This window comes from Actinomadura sp. NPDC049382, from assembly GCF_040677125.1.
Taxonomy (GTDB): Bacteria; Actinomycetota; Actinomycetes; order Streptosporangiales; family Streptosporangiaceae; genus Spirillospora; species Spirillospora geliboluensis.
The window spans coordinates 21157-41306 of the sequence record NZ_JBFARO010000026.1 but is presented as its reverse complement, the minus strand read 5'-3'; the positions used below and the strand labels follow the sequence as shown (position 1 = coordinate 41306).

The 20150-nt window shown below is 70.0% G+C and carries 21 protein-coding genes; 10 read left to right on the top strand and 11 right to left on the bottom strand.

Features of this window, described 5'->3' with window-relative positions; all coding sequences use genetic code 11:
• Window positions 1-190: 190 nt before the first annotated feature.
• The 6 genes from AB0K34_RS18295 to AB0K34_RS18270 all read right to left on the bottom strand — a co-directional run bounded on the left by AB0K34_RS18295 (window position 191) and on the right by AB0K34_RS18270 (window position 5947).
• Window positions 191-778, bottom strand: coding sequence for a UbiX family flavin prenyltransferase (locus tag AB0K34_RS18295; RefSeq protein WP_364549841.1), 588 nt, complete (start codon window positions 776-778; stop codon window positions 191-193).
• Window positions 775-1614, bottom strand: a complete 840-nt coding sequence (locus tag AB0K34_RS18290; protein WP_138635459.1) for an ABC transporter permease — start codon at window positions 1612-1614, stop codon at window positions 775-777. The genes AB0K34_RS18295 and AB0K34_RS18290 overlap by 4 nt, the downstream gene beginning before the upstream one ends.
• Complete coding sequence (locus AB0K34_RS18285; protein ID WP_138635458.1) at window positions 1611-2465, bottom strand: ABC transporter ATP-binding protein; 855 nt, start codon at window positions 2463-2465, stop codon at window positions 1611-1613. Before AB0K34_RS18285 ends, AB0K34_RS18290 begins: the two co-directional genes overlap by 4 nt.
• On the bottom strand, window positions 2462-3481 hold the full coding sequence (locus AB0K34_RS18280; RefSeq protein ID WP_138635457.1) for an ABC transporter substrate-binding protein: 1020 nt from the start codon (window positions 3479-3481) through the stop codon (window positions 2462-2464). The genes AB0K34_RS18285 and AB0K34_RS18280 overlap by 4 nt, the downstream gene beginning before the upstream one ends.
• Window positions 3478-4962 (bottom strand): UbiD family decarboxylase, encoded by a 1485-nt coding sequence (locus tag AB0K34_RS18275; RefSeq protein ID WP_138635456.1) that lies wholly within the window; start codon window positions 4960-4962, stop codon window positions 3478-3480. Before AB0K34_RS18275 ends, AB0K34_RS18280 begins: the two co-directional genes overlap by 4 nt.
• 214 nt (window positions 4963-5176) lie before the next feature.
• A complete protein-coding gene (locus AB0K34_RS18270) occupies window positions 5177-5947 on the bottom strand; it encodes an IclR family transcriptional regulator (protein ID WP_364549838.1) in 771 nt (256 codons plus the stop codon).
• 102 nt (window positions 5948-6049) lie between these two features.
• Between AB0K34_RS18270 and AB0K34_RS18265 the strand changes: the two genes are divergently transcribed.
• Both AB0K34_RS18265 and AB0K34_RS18260 read left to right on the top strand, forming a co-directional pair.
• Complete coding sequence (locus tag AB0K34_RS18265) at window positions 6050-7324, top strand: flavin-dependent oxidoreductase (RefSeq protein WP_364549836.1); 1275 nt, start codon at window positions 6050-6052, stop codon at window positions 7322-7324.
• A 250-nt stretch (window positions 7325-7574) separates the two neighbouring features.
• Entirely contained in the window at window positions 7575-8405 is an 831-nt protein-coding gene (locus AB0K34_RS18260) for a fumarylacetoacetate hydrolase family protein (protein WP_364549834.1), read from the top strand.
• Between the two features lie 76 nt (window positions 8406-8481).
• Here the strand turns inward: AB0K34_RS18260 and AB0K34_RS18255 are convergent, their stop codons facing one another.
• The 3 genes from AB0K34_RS18255 to AB0K34_RS18245 form a co-directional block, all read right to left on the bottom strand.
• Window positions 8482-9309, bottom strand: a complete 828-nt coding sequence (locus AB0K34_RS18255) for a hypothetical protein (protein WP_364549832.1) — start codon at window positions 9307-9309, stop codon at window positions 8482-8484.
• Window positions 9310-9311: 2 nt separating this feature from the next.
• Window positions 9312-10604 (bottom strand): VWA domain-containing protein, encoded by a 1293-nt coding sequence (locus AB0K34_RS18250; protein WP_138638295.1) that lies wholly within the window; start codon window positions 10602-10604, stop codon window positions 9312-9314.
• Window positions 10605-10838: 234 nt separating this feature from the next.
• Window positions 10839-11060, bottom strand: a complete 222-nt coding sequence (locus tag AB0K34_RS18245) for a hypothetical protein (protein WP_205719384.1) — start codon at window positions 11058-11060, stop codon at window positions 10839-10841.
• A gap of 687 nt (window positions 11061-11747) precedes the next feature.
• Here AB0K34_RS18245 and AB0K34_RS18240 point away from each other — a divergent pair.
• The 5 genes from AB0K34_RS18240 (at window position 11748) to AB0K34_RS18220 (ending at window position 14976) form a co-directional block, all read left to right on the top strand.
• Complete coding sequence (locus tag AB0K34_RS18240; protein ID WP_364549830.1) at window positions 11748-12086, top strand: YciI family protein; 339 nt, start codon at window positions 11748-11750, stop codon at window positions 12084-12086.
• Window positions 12083-13249: a sigma-70 family RNA polymerase sigma factor gene (locus AB0K34_RS18235; RefSeq protein WP_138638293.1), complete on the top strand. Its 1167-nt coding sequence runs from the start codon at window positions 12083-12085 to the stop codon at window positions 13247-13249. The genes AB0K34_RS18240 and AB0K34_RS18235 overlap by 4 nt, the downstream gene beginning before the upstream one ends.
• A 180-nt stretch (window positions 13250-13429) precedes the next feature.
• Complete coding sequence (locus AB0K34_RS18230; RefSeq protein WP_138638292.1) at window positions 13430-13873, top strand: ester cyclase; 444 nt, start codon at window positions 13430-13432, stop codon at window positions 13871-13873.
• Window positions 13874-13958: 85 nt separating this feature from the next.
• Entirely contained in the window at window positions 13959-14330 is a 372-nt protein-coding gene (locus AB0K34_RS18225) for a DoxX family protein (protein ID WP_138638291.1), read from the top strand.
• 190 nt (window positions 14331-14520) lie between these two features.
• Window positions 14521-14976: a nuclear transport factor 2 family protein gene (locus AB0K34_RS18220; RefSeq protein ID WP_138638290.1), complete on the top strand. Its 456-nt coding sequence runs from the start codon at window positions 14521-14523 to the stop codon at window positions 14974-14976.
• Between the two features lie 409 nt (window positions 14977-15385).
• Here the strand turns inward: AB0K34_RS18220 and AB0K34_RS18215 are convergent, their stop codons facing one another.
• Window positions 15386-15727 (bottom strand): DoxX family protein, encoded by a 342-nt coding sequence (locus tag AB0K34_RS18215; protein ID WP_138638289.1) that lies wholly within the window; start codon window positions 15725-15727, stop codon window positions 15386-15388.
• 470 nt (window positions 15728-16197) lie between these two features.
• Here AB0K34_RS18215 and AB0K34_RS18210 point away from each other — a divergent pair, with 470 nt between their 5' ends.
• The gene (locus tag AB0K34_RS18210; RefSeq protein ID WP_364549827.1) at window positions 16198-17094 is read left to right on the top strand and encodes a LysR family transcriptional regulator; all 897 of its coding nucleotides are present in this window, start codon (window positions 16198-16200) and stop codon (window positions 17092-17094) included.
• A 193-nt stretch (window positions 17095-17287) separates the two neighbouring features.
• Here the strand turns inward: AB0K34_RS18210 and AB0K34_RS18205 are convergent, their stop codons facing one another.
• The gene (locus tag AB0K34_RS18205; protein ID WP_364549825.1) at window positions 17288-18334 is read right to left on the bottom strand and encodes a sigma-70 family RNA polymerase sigma factor; all 1047 of its coding nucleotides are present in this window, start codon (window positions 18332-18334) and stop codon (window positions 17288-17290) included.
• A gap of 95 nt (window positions 18335-18429) precedes the next feature.
• Here AB0K34_RS18205 and AB0K34_RS18200 point away from each other — a divergent pair, with 95 nt between their 5' ends.
• Both AB0K34_RS18200 and AB0K34_RS18195 read left to right on the top strand, forming a co-directional pair.
• Window positions 18430-19086: a maleylpyruvate isomerase family mycothiol-dependent enzyme gene (locus AB0K34_RS18200; RefSeq protein WP_364549823.1), complete on the top strand. Its 657-nt coding sequence runs from the start codon at window positions 18430-18432 to the stop codon at window positions 19084-19086.
• A gap of 406 nt (window positions 19087-19492) precedes the next feature.
• Entirely contained in the window at window positions 19493-19975 is a 483-nt protein-coding gene (locus AB0K34_RS18195) for a hypothetical protein (RefSeq protein ID WP_364549821.1), read from the top strand.
• Window positions 19976-20150: the final 175 nt, after the last annotated feature.

The window sequence follows — 20150 nt, the reverse complement described above, 5'->3', positions numbered from 1 at the left end:
AGGTACAGAGCGGACGGCATGTGGCTTCCACAGTGAGCGGCACGGCCACCGCCGATCGTGTGGGCTCAACACACCCACACGATCACAGCGGTGGCCGTGTCATGTCCGGTCTCGATCAGACCGGGTTCTCCCAATGCGGCTGGAGTGCCGAACGCGTCGGCGGTACCGCTCGCGAGCGGTACCGCCGACGTCAGCCGCCGTCCGCGCGTGACGGGGCGGTGCCCAGCCACGGATCGGCGCCCGGGACCTCGACGCCGATGAGCGACAGCGTGCGCGCGACCGTGTGGTTCACCAGGTCGCCCACCGACTCCGGGGCGATGTAGAACGCGGGCATCGGCGGTGCGATGATCGCGCCGATCTCGGTCGCGGTGACCATCGCGCGCAGATGGCCGAGGTGGAGCGGGGTCTCGCGGACGCACAGCACCAGCCGCCTGCGCTCCTTGAGCGTGACGTCCGCGGCCCGCACCAGCAGGTTCTCCGCGGCCCCGGAGGCGATGGCGCTCAGCGTCCGCACGCTGCACGGCATCACGACCATCGCGTCCACCGGGTAGGACCCGGACGCGATGGACGCGCCGATGTCGCGGAAGTTGTGCACCACCTCGGCGTGCTTCTCGAACTCGGCGTCCGGCAACTCGTAGGCCGCCGTCCGCCGGGCGGCGGGGGACACGACAAGATGCCGTTCGACCCCCGCCGTGCCGAGCATCTCCAGGGTGCGCAGGGCCAGCGCGGTGCCCGTGGCGCCGGACACGCCGACGATGACCCGGCGCGGCGCGGTCACTGCCCGCTCCCGGTGATCGACCGGTTCCACGGGGCGAGCCGTCGCTCCGCGATGCCGATCAGCCAGGTCAGCACCACGGCCGCGGCCATGAGCACCACGACGGCGGCGAACATCCGGTCCGGCTGGAAGCTGTGGCCGGCCTCCACGATGACGCCGCCGATGCCGCCGAGCGCGGTGAAGAACTCCGCGATGACGATGCCGACGACCGCCTTGCCGATGCCGATCCGCAGCCCCGTCATGATCGACGGGATGACGGACGGGACGACGATCTGCCGCAGGATCCGCGCCTGCGAGGCGTTGAACGCCATGCCGACCTCGATCGTCGCGCGCGGGACGTTCTGCACCCCGTTCCACGTGTTGATCACGATGGCGAACACCGTCATCACCATGACCATCGCCATCTTGACGGCGAAGCCCAGCCCGAACCAGAGCACGAAGACCGGGATCAGCGCGATCATCGGCATCGCGTAGCCGGCGATGATGAGCCAGCCCAGCGCCGCCTCCACGGCCCGGAACCGGCCGATGAGCAGCCCGAGCGGCACCCCGACCACGATCGCGAGCAGGTAGCCGGACAGGAACGGCTTGGCGCTCTGCAGCACCGCCGTGTGCAGCGAGCCCTCCTCGGCCATGGTGACCAGGGCCTTCAGCACCGCGCTCGGCGGCGCGGCCAGGATCGGATCGACCTGCCGGGCGGCGACCTCCCAGATCCCCAGCAGCACGATGACGGAGCCGATCGTGATCAGCCGGTCGCGCCGGGAGCGCAGCCGGAACCGCGGCTTGGCGGCGGCGGCCTCGTCCTCGGTGGCCGGGGCGGCCGGTTCGGCCAGCGTGGTCATGCGCGTTCCTCCGTCCTCTGTGCCTCGTCCTTCCGACCGATCTCCTGACCGTGGACGAGCTGCCACAGCTCGTGGCGGCGCGCCGTGAACTCCGGCGAGGCGCGGCGGTCGTCCAGCGACGTCCCGGGGCCGTGGGCGGTGTCGAGCACGCCGTGCACCCGCCCGGGGTCGGGCACGAGCGTGACCACCCGGTCCGCGAGCAGCACCGACTCGTCCAGGTCGTGGCTGACGATCACGATCGTCTTGCCGGTCCTCTCGTGGATGTCGAGCAGCTCGGCCTGCATGCTCTCGCGGGTCTGCGCGTCCAGCGCGGAGAGCGGCTCGTCCATCAGCAGCACGGCGGGGTCGATCGCGAGCGCGCGGGCGATGCCGACCCGCTGCCGCATGCCGCCGGACAGCTCGTGCGGCCTGCGGTTCGCGGCGTGGCCGAGCCCGACGAGCTCGATCGCCTCCATGGCGGCCTCCCGCCGCTTCGCCTTGGACATGCCGCGGGCCTCCAGGCCGAACTCCACGTTCCCGACCGCGGTCCGCCAGGGCAGCAGCTCGGCGTTCTGGAACACGATGCCCCGGTCGAGGCCGCAGCCGGTCACCGGCGTGCCGTTGACCGCGACGGTGCCCGAGCTGGGACGCTCCAGGCCCATGATGATCCGCAGCAGCGTGGTCTTGCCGCAGCCGCTCCGGCCGGTCAGCGCCACGATCTCCGAGCGCCGGACCTGGAACGACACGTCCCGCAGCGCGTGGACCTCGCGGCCGCCGTCGCCGCGGAAGGTCTTGGAGACGTTCCGCACGTCCACGATGACGTCCGCCGCCTGGTCCGCCCCGACGGCGGACGGTGATGGCGCGGTGGTCATTTGGCGGCTCCGTAGTAGCTCGACGGCACCTCGCCGAGCTTCGCGACGGCCTTCTGCCGGTAGGTGTCGTCCACCAGCGGGTCCACCGCGACGGGGGAGTCGACGAGGCCGAACTTCACCTGCAGGTCGGCGAGGTACTTGATCTGCTTGACGGGGATCTCGCCGTTCAGCGCGAGGTAGCCGCCCTCGTGGAACTCCTTGTAGGTCGCGGCGATCATCGGGTCGGACGGCTGGAGCTTGAGGGTCTTGGCGGCCAGCGCCTTCGCCTCCTCCGGGTTCTCGTCCGCGTACCTGATGCCCTCCACCAGCCCGGCGATCAGGCCGGTGATCTGGTCGCCGTTGGCCTTCAGCACGTCCTCACGGGTGATCAGCGCGTACCGGGGGAAGTCGGGGACGACGTCCTTGGCCCGCGCGAGCACCTTGATGCCGTCCCGCTCCGCCTGGGCGGTGTAGTCCAGCGGCGCGGAGGCGGCCTGGACGCGCCCGGACACGACCGACTTGTAGCGGTCCGGCGAGCCGCCCGCGTTGACCAGCTTGACCTTGGACGGGTCGACGCCCGACTGCAACAGCATCGCCTTGGCCACCACGGCGGGCAGCCCGGTCGGGGTGGACACCGCGAGCGTGGCGCCCGACATCTTCGAGAGGTCCGCGACGCCCGGCTTGGCGTACAGCCCGTAGTTCTGCCCGGGCATGGTCGACCCGACGAACTTCAGCTTCGCGCCCTTCTCCGTGGCGAGCAGCGCCTCGCTCGGGTTGCCCTGGACGATGTCGACCTGCTTGGCCAGCAGCGCCGGGAACGCCTGCTGGACGCTCTTGAACCGGACGACCTCCACCTTGACCTTGTGCTTGGCGAAGAGGTCCTTCTCCTCGGCCATCAGCAGGTAGCCGGCGTCGGCGCCGGGCTCGTAGATCCCGTACTTGATCGTGGTGGTCTCGCCGCCGGAGTCCGCGGCGCCTCCGCAGCCGGCGATGCTCAGCAGCGCGACGGCCGCGGCGACCAGAGGAAGGCGTTTCATTTCGTGTCCTCCAAGGATGCGGGGGTTGTGCCGAGCCCGGCGAGGACGTCGGCGAACTTGCGCTCGACCTGTTCGCGCAGCTCCGGGCTCGCCTCTGCGACCGGCGGGAAGTCGGCGAGGCGGTCGAAGGGGCGGACCGCCGAGATGACGGCCCGCGAGTTGTGCGTCTGCCCGTGCGGGATGCGGGGGTCCAGCGGACCGCTCCAAGCGCGCCGGATGGTCTCGATGTCCTCGGCCGGGTCGCACCGCGTGGACATCGCCCAGAGCACGTCGAAGGTGTTGGTCGGGTCGATGTCGTCGTCCACCACGACCACGAACCGGCCCAGGTAGGACCCCGACTGGCAGGACGCGGCGAGCAGCCCGGCCTGCCGGGCGTGCCCGTCGTACGCCTGCTTGATCGAGATGATGTTGAACAGCCGCGCGGCGCCGGCCTCGTGGCACCACACGCCCTGCACGCCGGACAGCCCGGCGCGCTCGACCTCGTCCCAGATCATCCCGGCCTTCATCACGCACTTGCTGTACGAGAAGTTGGACGGGGGACGGATCGGCGACGCGACCGTCACGATTGGATCGTTCCGGTGGTAGACCCGGCGGATCCGGACCACCGGCTGGTCCGAGCGTCCGCCCGCGTAGTAGCCGGTGAACTCGCCGAACGGCCCTTCCGGAGCGACCTCGCCCGGGTACATCTCGCCTTCGAGCACCAACTCGGCCGAGGCGGGCATGGGCAGCCCGTGCAGCTCCGACTCCACGACCTCGAACGGCGCGCCTCGGTGGCCGCCGGCGTAGTCGTACTCCGACAGGCCGTAGCGCAGTTCGTTGCCTGAGGCCAGGAACAGCAGCGGGTCGTGTCCGCACGAGATCAGCACCGGGCACGGCTCGCCGCGCGCGAAGTACTTCTCCCGGATCTGCCGGCCCTGCTTGCCCGGCGAGATCCACAGCCCCACCCGGTCCGGGCCGTGCACCATCGACCGGTACGTCCCGAGGTTCACCCAGCCGTCGTCCGGGTCGCGCATGATGATCAGGTCGTCGGTGCCGATGTAGCGGCCGCCGTCGCGCTCGTGCAGGAACGGCGCGACGAGCGCGGTGACGTCCACGTCGCCGTCGCGGTGCACGTTCTCCAGCACCGGCCCGCGGTCCACGGTGACCGGCGGGATCGGCTTGTGCGTCTTCATCCGGTCGCGGTAGGCGCGGACGACGTCGAGCGGGTGCTCCGGGACGGGCAGCCCGAGGGTGAGCGCGAGCCGCTCGGCCGAGTTGGTCGCGCCGGAGAACGCGCGGTGCCCGGGCCGGGCGCCGACGAGATCGTCGAACAGGATCGCGGGGCCGCCCTCACCGCTGCGGTGCGCGATGAGCTCGATCAGCGTCCCGAGTTCCAGATGGGGGTCGACGCCGCCGAGCCGGACGAGTTGCCCGGCCCGCTCGATGCGGTCGATCAGCTCGCGCAGGTCGGCGTGCGGCGCGTCGTAGGCGTTGTAGCTCATCGAGCGGCGCCCTGGGACGCGTGCGGGACCGTCCCGTACCGACCATTCTGCTGGTAATTCATGACGTCTGTCCGTTTCGTGGCGTGCTGATGTACGGCGCGTAGCCTGCGTCGGATGGAGCCGGTGGCGGCTCGTCCGTCGCCCGAACGTAGCCGTGTGTTCTGCAAAAGGGAATGAATCGACTTATTTTTCTGAACTACGGAACAACTCCCGGTCAGAGGTCCCCGCTGATCGCCTCGGCGGTGGCCCGAAGGTGCGGCAGCATCGCGTGCACCAGTCCCTGGGCCATGCGCTGGTGCGGCACGCTCACCGCGAGTGCGGCGAGCGCCCGGCCCAGGTGGTCGCGCACGCAGACCGCGACCGCGTCCAGGCCCGCCGCGCTCTCCTCGTGGTTCACCCCGTAGCCGAGGTCGCGGACACTGCGCAGCTCAGCGCGGAACACGTCCGGGTCGGTGATGGTGCGGTCGGTGATGCGGGGCAGGCCGTCCGGGAAGAGCGCGAGGGCGTCCTCGTCGGAGAGCTCCGCGAGCAGGACCTTGCCGCCCGAGGTGGCGTGCGCCGGCAGCAGCGTCCCCGTGCGCGAGGACACCCGCAGCGGGCGGTCGCCCTCGACGCCGTCGATGAAGCGGGTGCCGCTGCCTTCGAGGACGAGCAGGTTGACGGTCTCGTGCAGCTCCGCGGCCAGCGCCTCCATGTGGCGCCTGGCCTTGCGCCGCACGTCGAGCTCGCCGACCGCGGCCAGCCCGATCTCCACCAGCACCCGTCCGGCGCGGTAGCTCTTGGTGACGCGGTCCTGCGCGACGAACCCGCGATACGCCAGGGTCAGCAGCAGCCGGTGGGCGGTCGAGCGGGCAACCCCGAGCTCGTTGCTGACGTCGGTCACGCGGACCTCGCCGCGGTCGCGGATCAGCAGCAGGATGAGCGCGGCCTTGTCGACGGAGCCGACGGTGTAGGGGGGAGGGGGGAAAGCGGGGGAATCCGACATGTGTTGTGTATAGCAGAAAAAGGGTCGCAATTGCGTCCGCATTCTGCAACACCTGGCACGATGTGCTTGCGCTCGACCGGGCGCACAGCACGAGGAGAGTCCATGCGGGAACGTTCCACCGAGCCCGAAGTCGAGGTCCTGATCGTCGGCGGCGGCATCGCCGGCCTGGTCCTCGCGCTCGAACTGCACGACGCGGGTGTCGGCTGCCGCGTGTACGAGGCCGTACCGCGGATCACCGCGGTCGGAGTCGGCATCAACCTGCTGCCGCACGCCACCCGCGTCCTGCACCAGCTCGGCCTGGGCGACGCGCTGGGGGAGGTCGGCGTCCTGACCAAGGAGTCGGTGTTCTTCAACCGGTTCGGCCAGCTCATCTTCCAAGAGCCCGCCGGACGGTACGCCGGATACGAGAACCCTCAGTACTCCATCCACCGCGGAGACCTGCAGACCGTCCTGCTGGACGCGGTGCGGGAACGGCTTGGGCCCGGCGCCGTGGTGCAGGACCACCGCTGCGTGAGCGTCCAGCAGGACGACACCGGAGTGACCGTCTTCTTCCAGTCGTCGGCAGAGGACGAGGAACGGCCGCCGGTACGCGCCCGCGCCGTCGTCGCCTGCGACGGCATCCATTCGGCGGTCCGCAAGCAGTTCCACCCGGACGAGGGAGAGCCGCAGCACTCCGGAATCAACATGTGGCGCGGGGTGACCGTCGGGCGGCCCTTCCTCAGCGGGGCGAGCATGGTGCGGGCGGGCTGGCTCGACCAGGGCAAGCTGGTGGCCTACCCGATCCGGAACCTGCCCGGCGGCGACCAGCTCCTCAACTGGGTCGCCGAGACCCGGACCCCCCGGGCGCAGGGCCGCGACTGGAACCGCGAGGGCCGTCTCGAGGACTTCATCGGCCACTTCGAGGACTGGCACTTCGACTGGCTGGACGTGCCGGCGATGATGCGGGCGTCCGAGACCGTCCTGGAGTACCCCATGGTCGACCAGGACCCCCTCGACCGGTGGACCTTCGGCCGCGTCACGCTGATGGGCGACGCCGCGCACCCCATGGTCCCGCGCGGCTCCAACGGCGCGGGCCAGGCGATCCTCGACGCCCGGTCCCTCCGCCGCCACCTGGAGGCCGCTCGCGACGACCCGGAGACGGCGCTGCGCGCCTACGAGGCCGAGCGCCTTCCGGTGACGTCGCAGGTCGTCCTCACCAACCGGAGCACCCCGCCGGACGTGATCATCCAGGAGGTCTGGCGCCGCACCGGCGACCGCCCGTTCGACGCCATCGAGGACGTCATCACGGCTGAGGAGCTGACCCAGATGTCCCAGCGGTACAAGGAGATCGCGGGCTTCTCCGTCACGGCCCTGAACGCGCTGCAAGACCGCGCATAACCGCGCCGGAGCCGGCCCCGACGGACGCTGATCTGCGGAAAGGGCGAAGCCGGCGTTCCGCCCGCAGGGCCCGCGCATGATCTCCTGCCCGCGGCCGATGCCGCTGCCGTTCGGGGCGCGGGACACGCCGATGATCCACGCGGGAGCGGGCCGGCGGCGCGGCGTCGCATCGGGCTCACGATCCCGGATCTGTTCCGAAGCGCCCGTCTTCGCATCCCTCAACCTCAACCGATTCGCCAAGGACGTCTGAATGAAGCTCTCCACCATCCGCACCGCCGCCGGCACCCGCGCCGTCCGCCTCGACGACGGCAAGCTCGTCGACCTGGGGTTCACCCATCTGGGCGCGCTGCTGGCCGAGCCGGACTGGCGGGCGAAGGCAGCCGCCGCCTCCGGCACCGTGTACGACGCCGAGGGCGCGGACTTCGCGCCGGTCGTGCCGGGGCCGTCCAAGGTGATCTGTGTCGGTCACAACTACTCCAACCACATCAAGGAGATGGGGCGGGAGCTTCCGTCGTATCCGACGTTGTTCCCGAAGTTCGCCGACAGCCTGATCGGGGCCAACGACGACATCGTCAAGCCCGGTGAGACCGACGCGCTCGACTGGGAGGTGGAGCTGGCCGTGGTCATCGGGCAGGAGGTCCGCCGCGCCGACGACGCTCGGGCGGAGGCGGCGATCGCCGGGTTCACGGTCATGAACGACGTCTCGGTGCGGGACTGGCAGTTCCGCACGATCGAGTGGACGCAGGGCAAGATCTGGGACTCCTCCACTCCGGTCGGCCCCTACCTGGTCACGCCGGACGAGGTCGGCGGCGTCCGCCCGGCGCTGCGGGTGCGGACGCTGGTGGACGGCCGGGAGATGCAGTCCGACGACACCGGCACGCTGCTGTTCGACCCGGTCTTCCTGGTCAAGTACGTCTCGACGATCGTGCGGCTGCGCCCGGGCGACCTGATCGCCACCGGCACCCCGGCCGGGGTGGGGCACGCCCGCGACCCGAAGGTCTACCTGACCGGCGGCGAGACGGTCGTGACCGAGATCGACGGGCTCGGCGCCTGCACCAACCGCGTCGTCAAGGACGCCTGATGGCTCGCTGGGCGGTGCGGTCGGCTGGACGGCTCCGCGGCCGGGCGCTGCTTGCAGTGCCCGGCCGCGGGCCGGTTCAGCGGGAGGCTGAGAACCAGCGGTGCGGGTGGCGGGTCAGGCTGTACCCCGCCACGGCCGCCGCGGCGGCGAGGACACCGCCGCCGATCGTCCACCACCACCGGCCGGACGGCCAGGAGAACCAGCCCTTGACGCGCTCGGTCGGTTTCGGCGCCGAACTGGCCGCGGACGGCGACTCGGACGGCGATGCGGGCGCCGCCGCGTCCGGGGCCAGGGTCGCCCCCGCGTTGACGGGCGGGGACAGCGGCGCCTTCAGATTCGCGCCCGCCGGTTGCGCGTCGCCGTCCTTCGCGGTGATCCGGACGTCCGCCCGGATCGGCAGGCCGAGGTCCTGCTCGGGCAGGGTGCTCGCCGACAGCCGCAGGTAATAGGTGCCCGGCAGCGGGTCGTCGGACCACGGCTCGGCCCACGCGCGGACCCGCCGCAGCGTGCAGCGGAGGTCGACCCGTGTGGCGTTGGCGCCGGCCGTCGCGTTCTGCGGGCCGGCCGTGCACGCCTGGCGGCGGCGCAGCCCGTCGAAGACGTCGGCCGTGTACGTCGCGGCGCCGTGGCGGTTCCCCGCCGGCGGCAGCGTGACGGTCACCGTGACCCGGCCGGTCTGCCCGGCGGCGAGCGCGAACGACCAGTACAGATGGTCGCCCGTCGAGGCGGACACCAGGACCGGCTGCCCCGGTTCCACGGTGGTCGCCGTGAGGAAGGACGTCCCGGCGGTGCCGACCGTCGGGGGCGGGGACGGCTCGTCCGCGGCGGCCGGTCCGGCGGACAGCGGCAGGACGGTGGCCGCCAGCATGGCGGCCGGGAGGACGAGCCGGGGGGCGGCGCGCACGGTCAGTTCTCCTTCCAGATGGCGACCCGCCAGCGGGCGAGCCATCCCATGACGAGACCGGCGACCAGGCCGGTCCCGGTGAGCACGACCAGCAGCAGCCAGCCGCGGCCGAGGTCGGGCCCGCCCGGCGCGTCCGAGGACGGCACCAGGTCGACGGTCAGCTCCAGCGGCATGCCGGGCGCCGTCCTCACGTAGGTGGGGGAGGAGAAGGAGTTGCTGACGACCAGGCAGACCGGCCGCAGCTCGGGCCCGCCGTCGGACGTGGGCGACGCGTCCGCCTTGACCTGCCGTTCCGCCCAGCGCAGGCCGGTGGACCTCACGTCGGTGCGTCCACTGCCCGCGTCGGTGCCGCGGACGAGTTCCTGGCCGTCCGTCGACACCGCGCGCAGCAGCACGCCGTGGTCGGGGTTCAGCCGCCGGTCGAGCGAGAGGCTGATGGAGGCGCGCAGTTCCTGCCCGGGAGCCACCTGCACCCGGTACCAGCGGTGCTCGCTGAACCGCTCCCGGTCGGTGTACACGCCGCGCGTCAGCAGCGGCGCGTTGGCGCACTGCGCGCCCCCGGCCACCTGCTGCGGGGTCTGCCGGTAGGTCGCGCCGGCCCGCTGGACGAGCTGGTTGAGCCGGCCGGTCAGCTCCTCCTGGTGCTGGACGGCCGTGTAGGTGCCGCCGGTCGCGTCCGCGATGCAGGTGAGCTGCCGGCGGACCTTCTCGTCCAGGGTGAGCCCGAGGGTGTCCACGACCAGGTGCGTCCCCTGGGCGGCCAGCTTGCGGGCCACCTCGCAGGGGTCGGGCGGTGAGCACGTGTCCTCGCCGTCGGTGATGAGGACGATCCGCCGTGTCGTCTCCCCGGTGCCGAGGTCGCGGGCCGCCGCGCGGAGCGCCAGCCCGATCGGCGTCCAGCCGGTGGGGCGCAGCGTCGCGATCGCCGTCTTCGCCTCCACCTTGTTCATCGGCCCGACCGGGAAGAGCTGCCGGGTGTCCCGGCAGCCGACGGACTTGGGACTGCCGGGGAACCGGTACTGCGACCCGAGCACCCGGATGCCCAGTTGCGTCTCGCCGGGCAGGGCGTCCACCACTTCGTTCAGCGCCTGCTGAGCGGCCGCCATCCGGCTGCGGCCGTCGATGTCGCGGGCGCGCATCGAACCGCTGACGTCGAGCACCAGTTCGACCTTGGGGGGCTCCGCAGGACCCTCGGCACCGCCGTCATCGGCGGTGCCGGGAGGCGCGCCGAAGAGCGTGAGGGCGGCCAGCAATCCGAGCACGCCGCCGCCCGCGAACCATCGTCTGGTGATCATCGGAGAATCCTATTGACGCCCCGCGGCCCCGATGGCCAAGATCGCCAGACTCCGGGCAGAGGGCATCGATCCGGTGCGAGCCCGGCCGACCGTGCAGCTCCGGCCCAAGCCGACTGAAGCGGACGCATGCCGTTCGACCGACGGCTCCTGCTCCGCATGCTCGACGCACCGTAGAAGGACCGCGGCTGGGCCAGCCTGCGCAAAGTGTCGGTTGGGACGCTCGGCGCCCCAACGTCAGTCGACTGGGTTATCCAGCCACCGGCCATGCCGCATGACGGTGCGCCCAACGAATTCGTGAAAGCCGTTCCAGACCTGGATGCGCCTGGGGTGCAGCCGTAGGTAGACGAACGTGCCCTCCGGGGTAGTGCGGGGGTCTGTGGAAACCTCGGCGTAGCGTTCGGCGATGTCAGCGTCGATGTCGAGGACGTCCATGAGCGACGCGCTGGTGTCGATCATGACGGTGTCAGCGGTATCGCCGAGAGCGACCCGCGCGTGCGGGTGGGCTCCGATGTTGGCGGCAGTGCGGCTCTTGAGGCCACGGGGATCAGATGCGCACCATGACCGTCGCTGCCGGTGGCCAGCCACATCTGGAAGCCGGTTTCGAGCCGGTTTCGAGCACGGGCCTGCCGCTCGGCCAGGCTCCGTGGGACCGGGATCGAGGCGAGCTCTTTGTCAACCTGCACGACGATTCCCCTTCACATGGGTGCAAGTTCTCCTCCCCGCCGGGAGGCTGTACCCCTTAGACGAACGGCACCGCGCGCACTCCGACACGTCGCCGGACCATTCGTCAGCGGGGATCGTTCTGCTCGACGTCAGAACTTTCTACGTCCGACCCCTGACCGACGGAGAGGCGCTCGCAGCCCAGCTCCTGGCGGAACAGCCGCCGAACCTCCAACACGATCACCGTGCGCCGCCCGCCGTGCCAGCCGGGCGCCGCCGATACCGGCTGTGGACTCTTGTCGAAGCAAAACTGATCGCCGAGAGGCGGCCGATCCGGCAGGCGCGGTCAACATCGTGCCGAGGTAAACCCGCACCGGGGTGGCGACGAGCCCTGGGAGTGCCGGAATCCGGAACATCGGTGATGTCCCATGTGCGGCGGCTCGTTCGTCTTAGGGGTGAGAGTCCAATGCCCTGGAGGTTGCGATGCAGTACGCCCTGCTGATCTACGTCGTGCCCGGCTCCCACGAGGGGTTGTCGGACGCGGACCGTGACGTGGTCAACGCCGACTATCGCGCTTTGGCCGATGACGACCGCTGTGTCGTCCACGCGCAACTGCAGTCGGTCGAGACGGCGACCAGCGTGCGCGTGGTCGGGGGCCGGACGCTGATGACCGACGGTCCGTTCGCGGACAACAAGGAGGTGCTCGGCGGAATCGGCCTCATCGAGGCGGCCGACCTGGACGAGGCGCTCGAGATGGCCGCGAGCATCCCGGCCGCCCGGCTCGGCGGCACCGTTGAGGTATGGCCGCTGGTCCGGCCATGAGCCTGCTTGAGAAGACCTTCAGGGAGGAATGGGGCCGGGTCCTGGCCTCGCTGGTCGGTTTTCTGGGCGATTTCGACAAGGCAGAGGACGCCGCGCAGGAGGCGTTCGCGATCGCGGCGGAGCGCTGGCCGGTGACGGGCGTGCCGGACACCCCGGGCGCGTGGCTGGTGACGACGGCACGCAACCGGGCGATCGACCGGATCCGCCGGGAACGCACCCTGGCCGAGAAGATCCCGCTGCTGACGGTGCCGGAGGCCGCTGCGATGGACGAGTTCGACGAGAGCGGGATCAAGGACGAACGGCTTGAGCTGATCTTCACCTGCTGCCATCCGGCGCTGCCGCTGGAGGGGCAGGTCGCGCTCACGCTGCGGGCCCTGGGCGGCTTGGAGACCGCCGAGATCGCACGGGCGTTCCTCGTCTCCGAAGAGACCATGAAGCGCCGCCTGTCCCGAGCCAAGGCCAAGATCAAGGCGACCGGGATCCCGTTCGCGGTGCCAAGGGCACACCTGCTGGCGGACCGTCTCGACGCCGTACTGGCCGTCATCTACCTGATCTACAACGAGGGCTACAGCGGCCGGATCGACCTCGGCGACGAGGCCATCCACCTCGGAGGAGTGCTCGCCGCGCTCATGCCGGACGAGCCGGAGGCGCATGGGCTGCTCGCCCTGATGATGATCCACCAGGCCAGGCGGCGGGCCCGGTTCTCCGGCGACGATCTCGTACTGCTCGAAGACCAGGACCGTTCGCTCTGGGACGAACGCCAGATCGCGACGGGGCGGGCCGCGCTCGATCGGGCGATCGCCTTGGGCGGGCGCGGCCCCTATGTCGTCCAGGCCGCGATCGCCTCGTTGCAGACGCGAGCTCAGATCGATTGGACGCAGGTCGCCGCGATGTACCAGAGGCTGGTCGAACTCACCGGCTCGCCAGTGGTCGAGCTCAACCGCGCAGCGGCGCTCGCCCAGGCCGGCGACCCCGCCACGGCACTGCGCGCGGTCGATGACCTCGACCTGGACGGCTACCTCTACTTCCATTCGACCCGAGGCGAGCTGCTGCGGCGTCTCGGCCGCGACGGAGAGGCCAGATCCGCGTACCGCCGGGCGTTCGACCTGGCCACCTCGCCCCCCGAGCGCAGATTCCTGACCCGTCGCCTCGAACTTTTCTGACCCGGGTCGTCCCCTGGGCGCGTGTTCGTTCGTCGCCTGGACATGAGCGACCACTTCTCCCGCCTTCCGCATCGTGTGGTCGCGTCAGCACGTGTTCCGAGACCGCTGCGCACAGACGGCCAGATCTCACCGTAGGCCGTGGCGGCCACTGAAAGCACATGGAAATCCGAGGAGAAACACATGTCGAAAAGCCAGACCGCGATCAACAAGGCGACGTGCAGTCGAGGGGTGCAGGTGGTCAACAGCGGTGATGCGGACCTCATCTCCACGACCTTCGACGAAGTCTTCCACCCGGACGTCCTGATCCGCACCCCCTTGCCGATCGGAAAGACGGGAGTCGAGGCGATCAAAGAGGTGTTCGCCAAGCTCCTCGGCGCCTTTCCCGACCTGCACGTCACGATCGAGGACGTGATCGCCGAGGGGGACAAAGTCGTCTCCAGTAACACCGTGAGCGGAACTCATCAAGGCGAGTACATGGGCACCCCGCCCACCGGAAAGGTCGTCACCTGGAAGGAAATCATGATCGTTCGATTCGAGGACGGGCGGATCGCCGAGAGCTGGGGGGTCGTCGACGTCCTCTCGCAGATGCGACAGCTCGGAGTGATCCCCGCAGGCCCCTCGTGACCTGGCGGCCGAGGTCCTGAGGGGCAGCCGCCGGCTTCGACGAGGCTCGTGAAAAGCTTCTCACGCCAACAGAAAAGACCTTTTGATGAACGTGTTCTTGTGGATCGTCCAGGCGCTCCTAGCGGCCATCTATGTCATGTCCGGCCTGGAGAAACTCACCCAACCGAAGGACAAGTTGGCCGGCAAGTACGCCTGGGTGAAGGACGTATCTCTGGCAACGCTGCGATTCATCGGTGTCATGGAACTGCTCGGCGCGATCGGACTGATCGTGCCGGCCGCGACCGGAATCGCCCCCGTCCTGACCCCGATCGCCGCGACGGGGCTGGTGATCTTGATGCTCCTGGCGGTGGCCATGCACGTCCGTCGTAAGGAGCCGTCCGGAGTGCCGGTCACCGCCATCTTGCTGGTGCTCGCCGCGTTCGTCAGCTGGGGACGATTCGGCCCGTACGGCTGGTGACCATCCCGACCACCACCATGTTCACGACCACCAGCCCGAACGCCGAACACGCCGCCCGAGCCGAACCGGCCCGGCACACCCGCCAAAAAGTCGCAGGCCATGTGGCGGGGTGGCATCCCAACTCACATTCCGAGGGGCTGTGTGGTCGTACCAATGAGAAGAGCACTCAGCGACATCAAGGAGGACATAGATGAGTGACTTTGCGGTCATCGCTGACCGCGTCCAGATCGAGGCGCTGCGCGCCGAGCACGTCGACGCGCCCATGCTCGGCGACTACGACCGTTTCGCGTCGTTGTTCACCGAGGACGCGGTGTGGCAGCTGCCCTTCGCCCATGTCGAACTCGTCGGGCGGGAGAATATCCGCGCCGGGATCGAACGGCTGCAGCATGCGTGGGAGTTCTGGGTGCAGAACTCGCACTCGGGCACGATTCACGTCGACGGCGACACCGCGACCGGCCGGGATTACGTCTTCGAGATCGGTCGCCAGCGCGACGGCAGGTCGGTCGTCATGTACGGCCTGTTCCACGACCACTACAAGCGCACATCGGACGGCTGGAAGTTCGCCGAGCGCGTTCTCGAGCCCAGGTACCTCGACACCACTCCACTGACGGGCGGACCGCCCCAGGGATCCTGGAGCGACCACTGATACTCCAGCCAGGCTGGGTGATGACATGGCTGGTTGGCGGCTCGCCGTTGGCGGTGAACGTCGCCCATCGGGATCGGGAAAACCGCCAGTAATCCAGCAGCCAGGTCGTGAATGCAACACCGGCTCCCGCCGGGCCCCGCGTACCCTGGGGCCCGGCGTTTCCGTGCAGAGTTTTCGAGTTACCGTTCCGCTACGCCGATGCGCCCCCCCTCCGGGCCCTAGTGCGTTTGGTCTGGAGCGCGGATGCACGGCGCATTTCGTCGCGCACACGATGAGCGCACGCGAAGAGCGAGAAGTGCCGCTGGGCTGGAATCGGGGGTGCGGTTGTGAGGATCCACAGACCGGTCGGGCGGTGGGTTGCGCCTGCCCTCGACCTCAGGGACGTGCCCCGGGCGTTCGTGCTGATGGGTTACGAGGTCACGACCAGGGTCGCCACGACCGGGGCCAGGTAGAGCACCGGGAAGGGCAGGGTCTTGTACGAGCGTGCGCGCAGCACGGTGGCGATGGCGCCGAGGAAGTAGGCCGTCAGGCCGATCGCCGCGGCGATCCCGACCGCCGGGACCGCGAGGCCGACCAGCAGGCCGATTGCGCCGGCGAGCTTGGCGGCGCCCAGCCAGGTCCACCAGGTGCGGGGGACTCCGTAGGCGATGAGGGGCTGGACGACGAAGTCGGCGCGGCGCAGCAGGGAGATGCCGGAGAAGCCGACCCAGGCGGCGGTGGCGGCGGTGACGGCGATCAGGGTGGTGGACAACGGGGTCTCCTTAAGGTCAGCTACAAGGACGTTCACTTCTCCAGCCCCGGGGACCGGCGAACGTGACAGCCCCAACGGAGAAAGTTCGGATCAGTCAATGGTTCGCGCGAAGCGCGGCGCCCCGTCCGTCCCGGTCGTGACCGCATACGGGCCGCCATGATGGTGCGGGCGTGCTCGGTGACCGGGTCGGCGGCCCAGTCCCACCAGGCGGCACGGCGCAGCCGGTCCACATCGTTCGGGACCGTAGGCGTAGAGCACGTTGCGGTGCTCGAAGTCGGTCGCATGGTCGGGAGACAAGGAAGTCCTTCGCAGATCGGTCGGCGTCGCAGCGGGCCAGGGGCGGCAGGGCGCAAGCGGCGGTCCGGGCGCCCTGAACTGGTCCCACCCTCCGTCAAGGCGCCGTTCTTGATCAACGTGAACTTCGTAAACTGATCGATAACCCGGCTGTTATGGATCGGAACGAGGTGCGAGTGGAACTGCGGGACATCGAGATCTTCCTGGCCCTGGCCGAGGAACTGCACTTCGGCCGTACCGCCGAGCGGCTGCACGTCTCCCAGGCCCGCGTCAGCCAGGCGATCAAGAAGCAGGAGCGCCGCATCGGCGCCCCGCTGTTCGACCGCACCAGCCGCAGGGTGCGCATCACCCCGGCCGGAGAACACCTGTACCGGGAGCTCAGCGCCGGCTACCGCCAGATCATGGACGGGATCGAGGCGGTGTCCGCCGCCGCCCGCGGCACCTCGGGGACGCTGACCCTGGGCGCCATGGGCCCGCAGGCCTGGATGATCCAGAAGGTCGTGGAACTGTTCCAGACCCGTTACCCGGCCGCCCGGATCCGCCACCGCGACATCAACCCGATCGACCCTCTCTCCCTGCTCCGCTCAGGTGAGATCGACCTCGGACTGCTGTGGCTGCCGATCCGCGAACCGGGTCTCACCGTCGGCCCGGTCACGCACTCCTCCGCGCTCATGCTCATGGTCGCCGACACCCACCCCTTCGCCGGGCGCGAATCGGTATGCCTGGAGGACTTCGGCGACTGCACGTTCATCTCGCCCAAGTCCGCAGTCCCGGCATACGTCGAGGAGGTCTTCCAGCCCTCTCACACCCCCGCCGGGCGTCCCATCCGACGCGGGCCGCAAGTCGCGAGCTGGCACGACCAGTTGACGGCGGTGAGTTCGGGGCAGGCCGTCGCCGCGACCGTGGCCGAGGCCGCCCGCTTCTACCCGTGGCCCAACCTGGTCTACGTCCCCGTTCGTGACGCCCCGCCCTGCCGATGGGCTCTCGTCTGGCGCACCGCCAACGCAGGCCCGCTCCTTCTAGCCTTCGCCCAAACCGTCCGCGACCTCGACACCACCGACGCGCAGGAGTGACCTGGCCATCCTGTGACCAGAAGTCACCGACGCGCGGGGTGTCGCTGCGGCCGTTGCTGGACGGGCTGCAGGCCGGTGTCTAGTCGATCTTTAAGGGCCTCCGGCTCACGGCGTCCGGGGCCAGAACCTCAAGAGGCAGCGCGATACCTAGCGCAGCATGAGCGGGTATCCGGATGCGTGGCGGGGCTGCCGGTCAGGGAAGTGAGGCGGGCAGGTCGAAGGGGGCGAAGTGGTCGGCGCCGATGAACGAGGTGATGTCGGCGATCTGGTGGCCGCGCAGGGTGAGTACGGTGATCGACCAGCCGTGGTGCGGGCCTACGGCGTCCTGGCCGAGGTAGAACGCCACGGCGGGCTGCCCGTTCGCGCTGGTCACGAGGTGCCGCCAACTCGGGCATCTGGTCATCGGGACCTGGACGGCGAAGTCGACGACCGCCTCGATTCCGCGGTACCAGTGCGGCATGGGCGGCATCGACCAGGTGACGTCCTCGGTGACCAGCGCGACCAGCGCATCGGCGTCGCCGCGTTCCAGCGCCGTGGCGAATCCGCTGACGGCTTCGCGTACTCGTGCGTCCTCGACCGTCCGCAGCGTGTGCTGCTGGGTCGGAGTGGGCACCTTGGCGGCGATCACCCGGCGGGCCCGTGCCAGAGCGGAGTTCACCGATGTGGCCGAGGTGTCCATCATGGTGGCGATCTCTGCCACGGAGAAGCCGAGGACCTCGAACAGCAGCAGCGCGGCCCGCTGGTTTCCCGACAGGTGCTGCAGCGCGGCCACAAAAGCCAACTCGACGGCTTCGCGCTGCTCGTAGCGTGCGTCCGGGCTGCTCGCGCCCGGTGCGAGGCCCGCATCGGGATAGGGGCCGAGCCAGGCGACATCGGTCTGCGGGGCGGCGTCGATCACGGCGAGGTCGCCGGCGGGCCCGAGATCGACCGGCATCGCGCGCCTGCTGCGGGACTTCACGGTATCCAGGCAGGTGCGGGTGGCCACGGTGTACAGCCAGGTACGCAGCGAGCTGCTGCCCTCGAAGCGTGCCAGCCCGCGCCAGGCCCGCAGCAGAGCATCCTGCAGAGCGTCGTCGGCGTCGTGAACCGAGCCGAGCATGCGGTAGCAGTGGGCGTGCAGCTCCCGGCGGAGCGGGGCCACCAGGCGAGTGAACGCAGCGTCGTCTCCGTCGCACGCCAACGCCAGGTCGCCGCCCTCTGATGCGGAGGCCGCAGCCGGCCCGGAAACAAATTGGCTCACAGGAGACGATTCTGCCGCACGGCGAAAGTCTCCTCTGCCGACCGGACTCACCCGTCCGCCCTACGACGTGCACTTACGACAGGAGACCATCTGACATGAGCGAGTCGGCACCGAAGACACACCCCCGCCGCGGGACGGGCATCTGGCCGTTGATCCACAGCGAGCGGGCGGCCCTGGCGGCCGACCTGGCGGAACTGACCGGCGCGCAGTGGGAGACGCCGTCGCTGTGCGCCGGGCTGACGGTGCGGGAGGTGCTGGCGCACCTCACCGCGGGGGCGAGCCTGACCCCCGTGCGCTGGATGGCGGGCGTGATCCGCTGCCGGTTCGACTTCGACAAGCAGGTGGCCATGCGGCTGACCGAGCAGATGGGCGCGACTCCGGCCGAGACGCTCGACCGCTTCCGCCGCGTCGTCACCAGCACCACCAAACCACCCCTACCGGCCACGGCGATGCTCGGTGAGACGATCGTGCACGGCGAGGACATCCGGCGGCCGCTGGGCATTCGCCGCGCGTACCCGATCGAGACGCTCACCCGGGTGGCCGAGAACTACCAGGGCTCCGACCTCGTCGTCCTCGCCAAGGGCCGCATCCGCGGCCTGCGACTCGTCGCCGTGGACGGACCTTTCAGCATGGGCTCCGGGCCGCTGGTGTCCGGTACCACCCTGGCCCTGACCATGGCGATGACCGGACGCGCGACCTACTGCGACGATCTTGAGGGCGACGGCGTCGCGATCCTGCGCGACCGCTGCTGACCAGCGTGACCGTGCCGGAGGCCATGTAGGCGGATTGTTGCAAGCTCGGTCATAGCGCATGGCGGACGCTGGAATTCCCGCTACGGGCGGCAGACGCTCTGCGCTGGTCGATAGTGACGGCGGGGTGCCCAACGAGGCGATCGGCCGCCGCTACCTGACCCCTCAGGTAGCCGCCGACAGTTGGGTGGCCCGGTTCGACGGCAGTGGTGTCGACCTGGCCCCGGCGGGGCCTGATGGGACGCCCGGGGCCGCCGCCGACCAGATTGATCGGCGTCCTTGATCAATCGGGCGCGCACGCGGATCGCCGAACACTGCCCGACCGACCCGGCCTGGTGCAAGATCTCAAAACGGAAGCGGCGCGTCCTGCCCGCCGCTCATCCGGTTCTGCTCCCAGAGGAGATGAGAAGTGCTCACCACACGCGATGGACAAGGCAACCGCCCGCGCCGGCGCCTCGGCCGCGCCGCCGCCGGGGCGGCCGCGGTCGCGGCCTCCACGGGCGCGCTGACCTTCGTCGCGCCCGCGACCGCTCACGCCGATTCGATCCACTGGTTCAACAACCAGGCGACCGGCCGCTGCTTCAACTGGCCCAACTCGAACTGCGCCTACCCGGAGAACAACAAGATCAACGTCCATCCGTGGCGGGACGGCACCTACGAGCTGAAGTGGGTGCGCGGCGGAAACTGCTTCGACGACAGCGACGCCTACGGCTTCCGCCTGTTCCAGTGCAACTCGAGCAAGTTCCAGAGCTGGTACCTCCACCGCTGGAACGACGGCACCACGCAGATCAAGAACCAGGCCACGGGCCGGTGCGTGGACGACAGCTTCGTGTACGGCCTGCGCACGTACGCCTGCAACTCGACGGAGTTCCAGAGCTGGTTCGGCTGGTGATCGCGGCGGCGTGACGGGCGTCCCGACCAGGGGCCGCCGGGGCGCCGCCGCCGAACAGCCGTCTACGGGGGCGGCTCCCGGGCCTCGACGCGGCTCGGGAGCCGGCCGGCACGCACAGGGCGGGGCCGAAGGGTACATCCACTACTTTTGGACATCTCTGACTGTTGGAGATGTC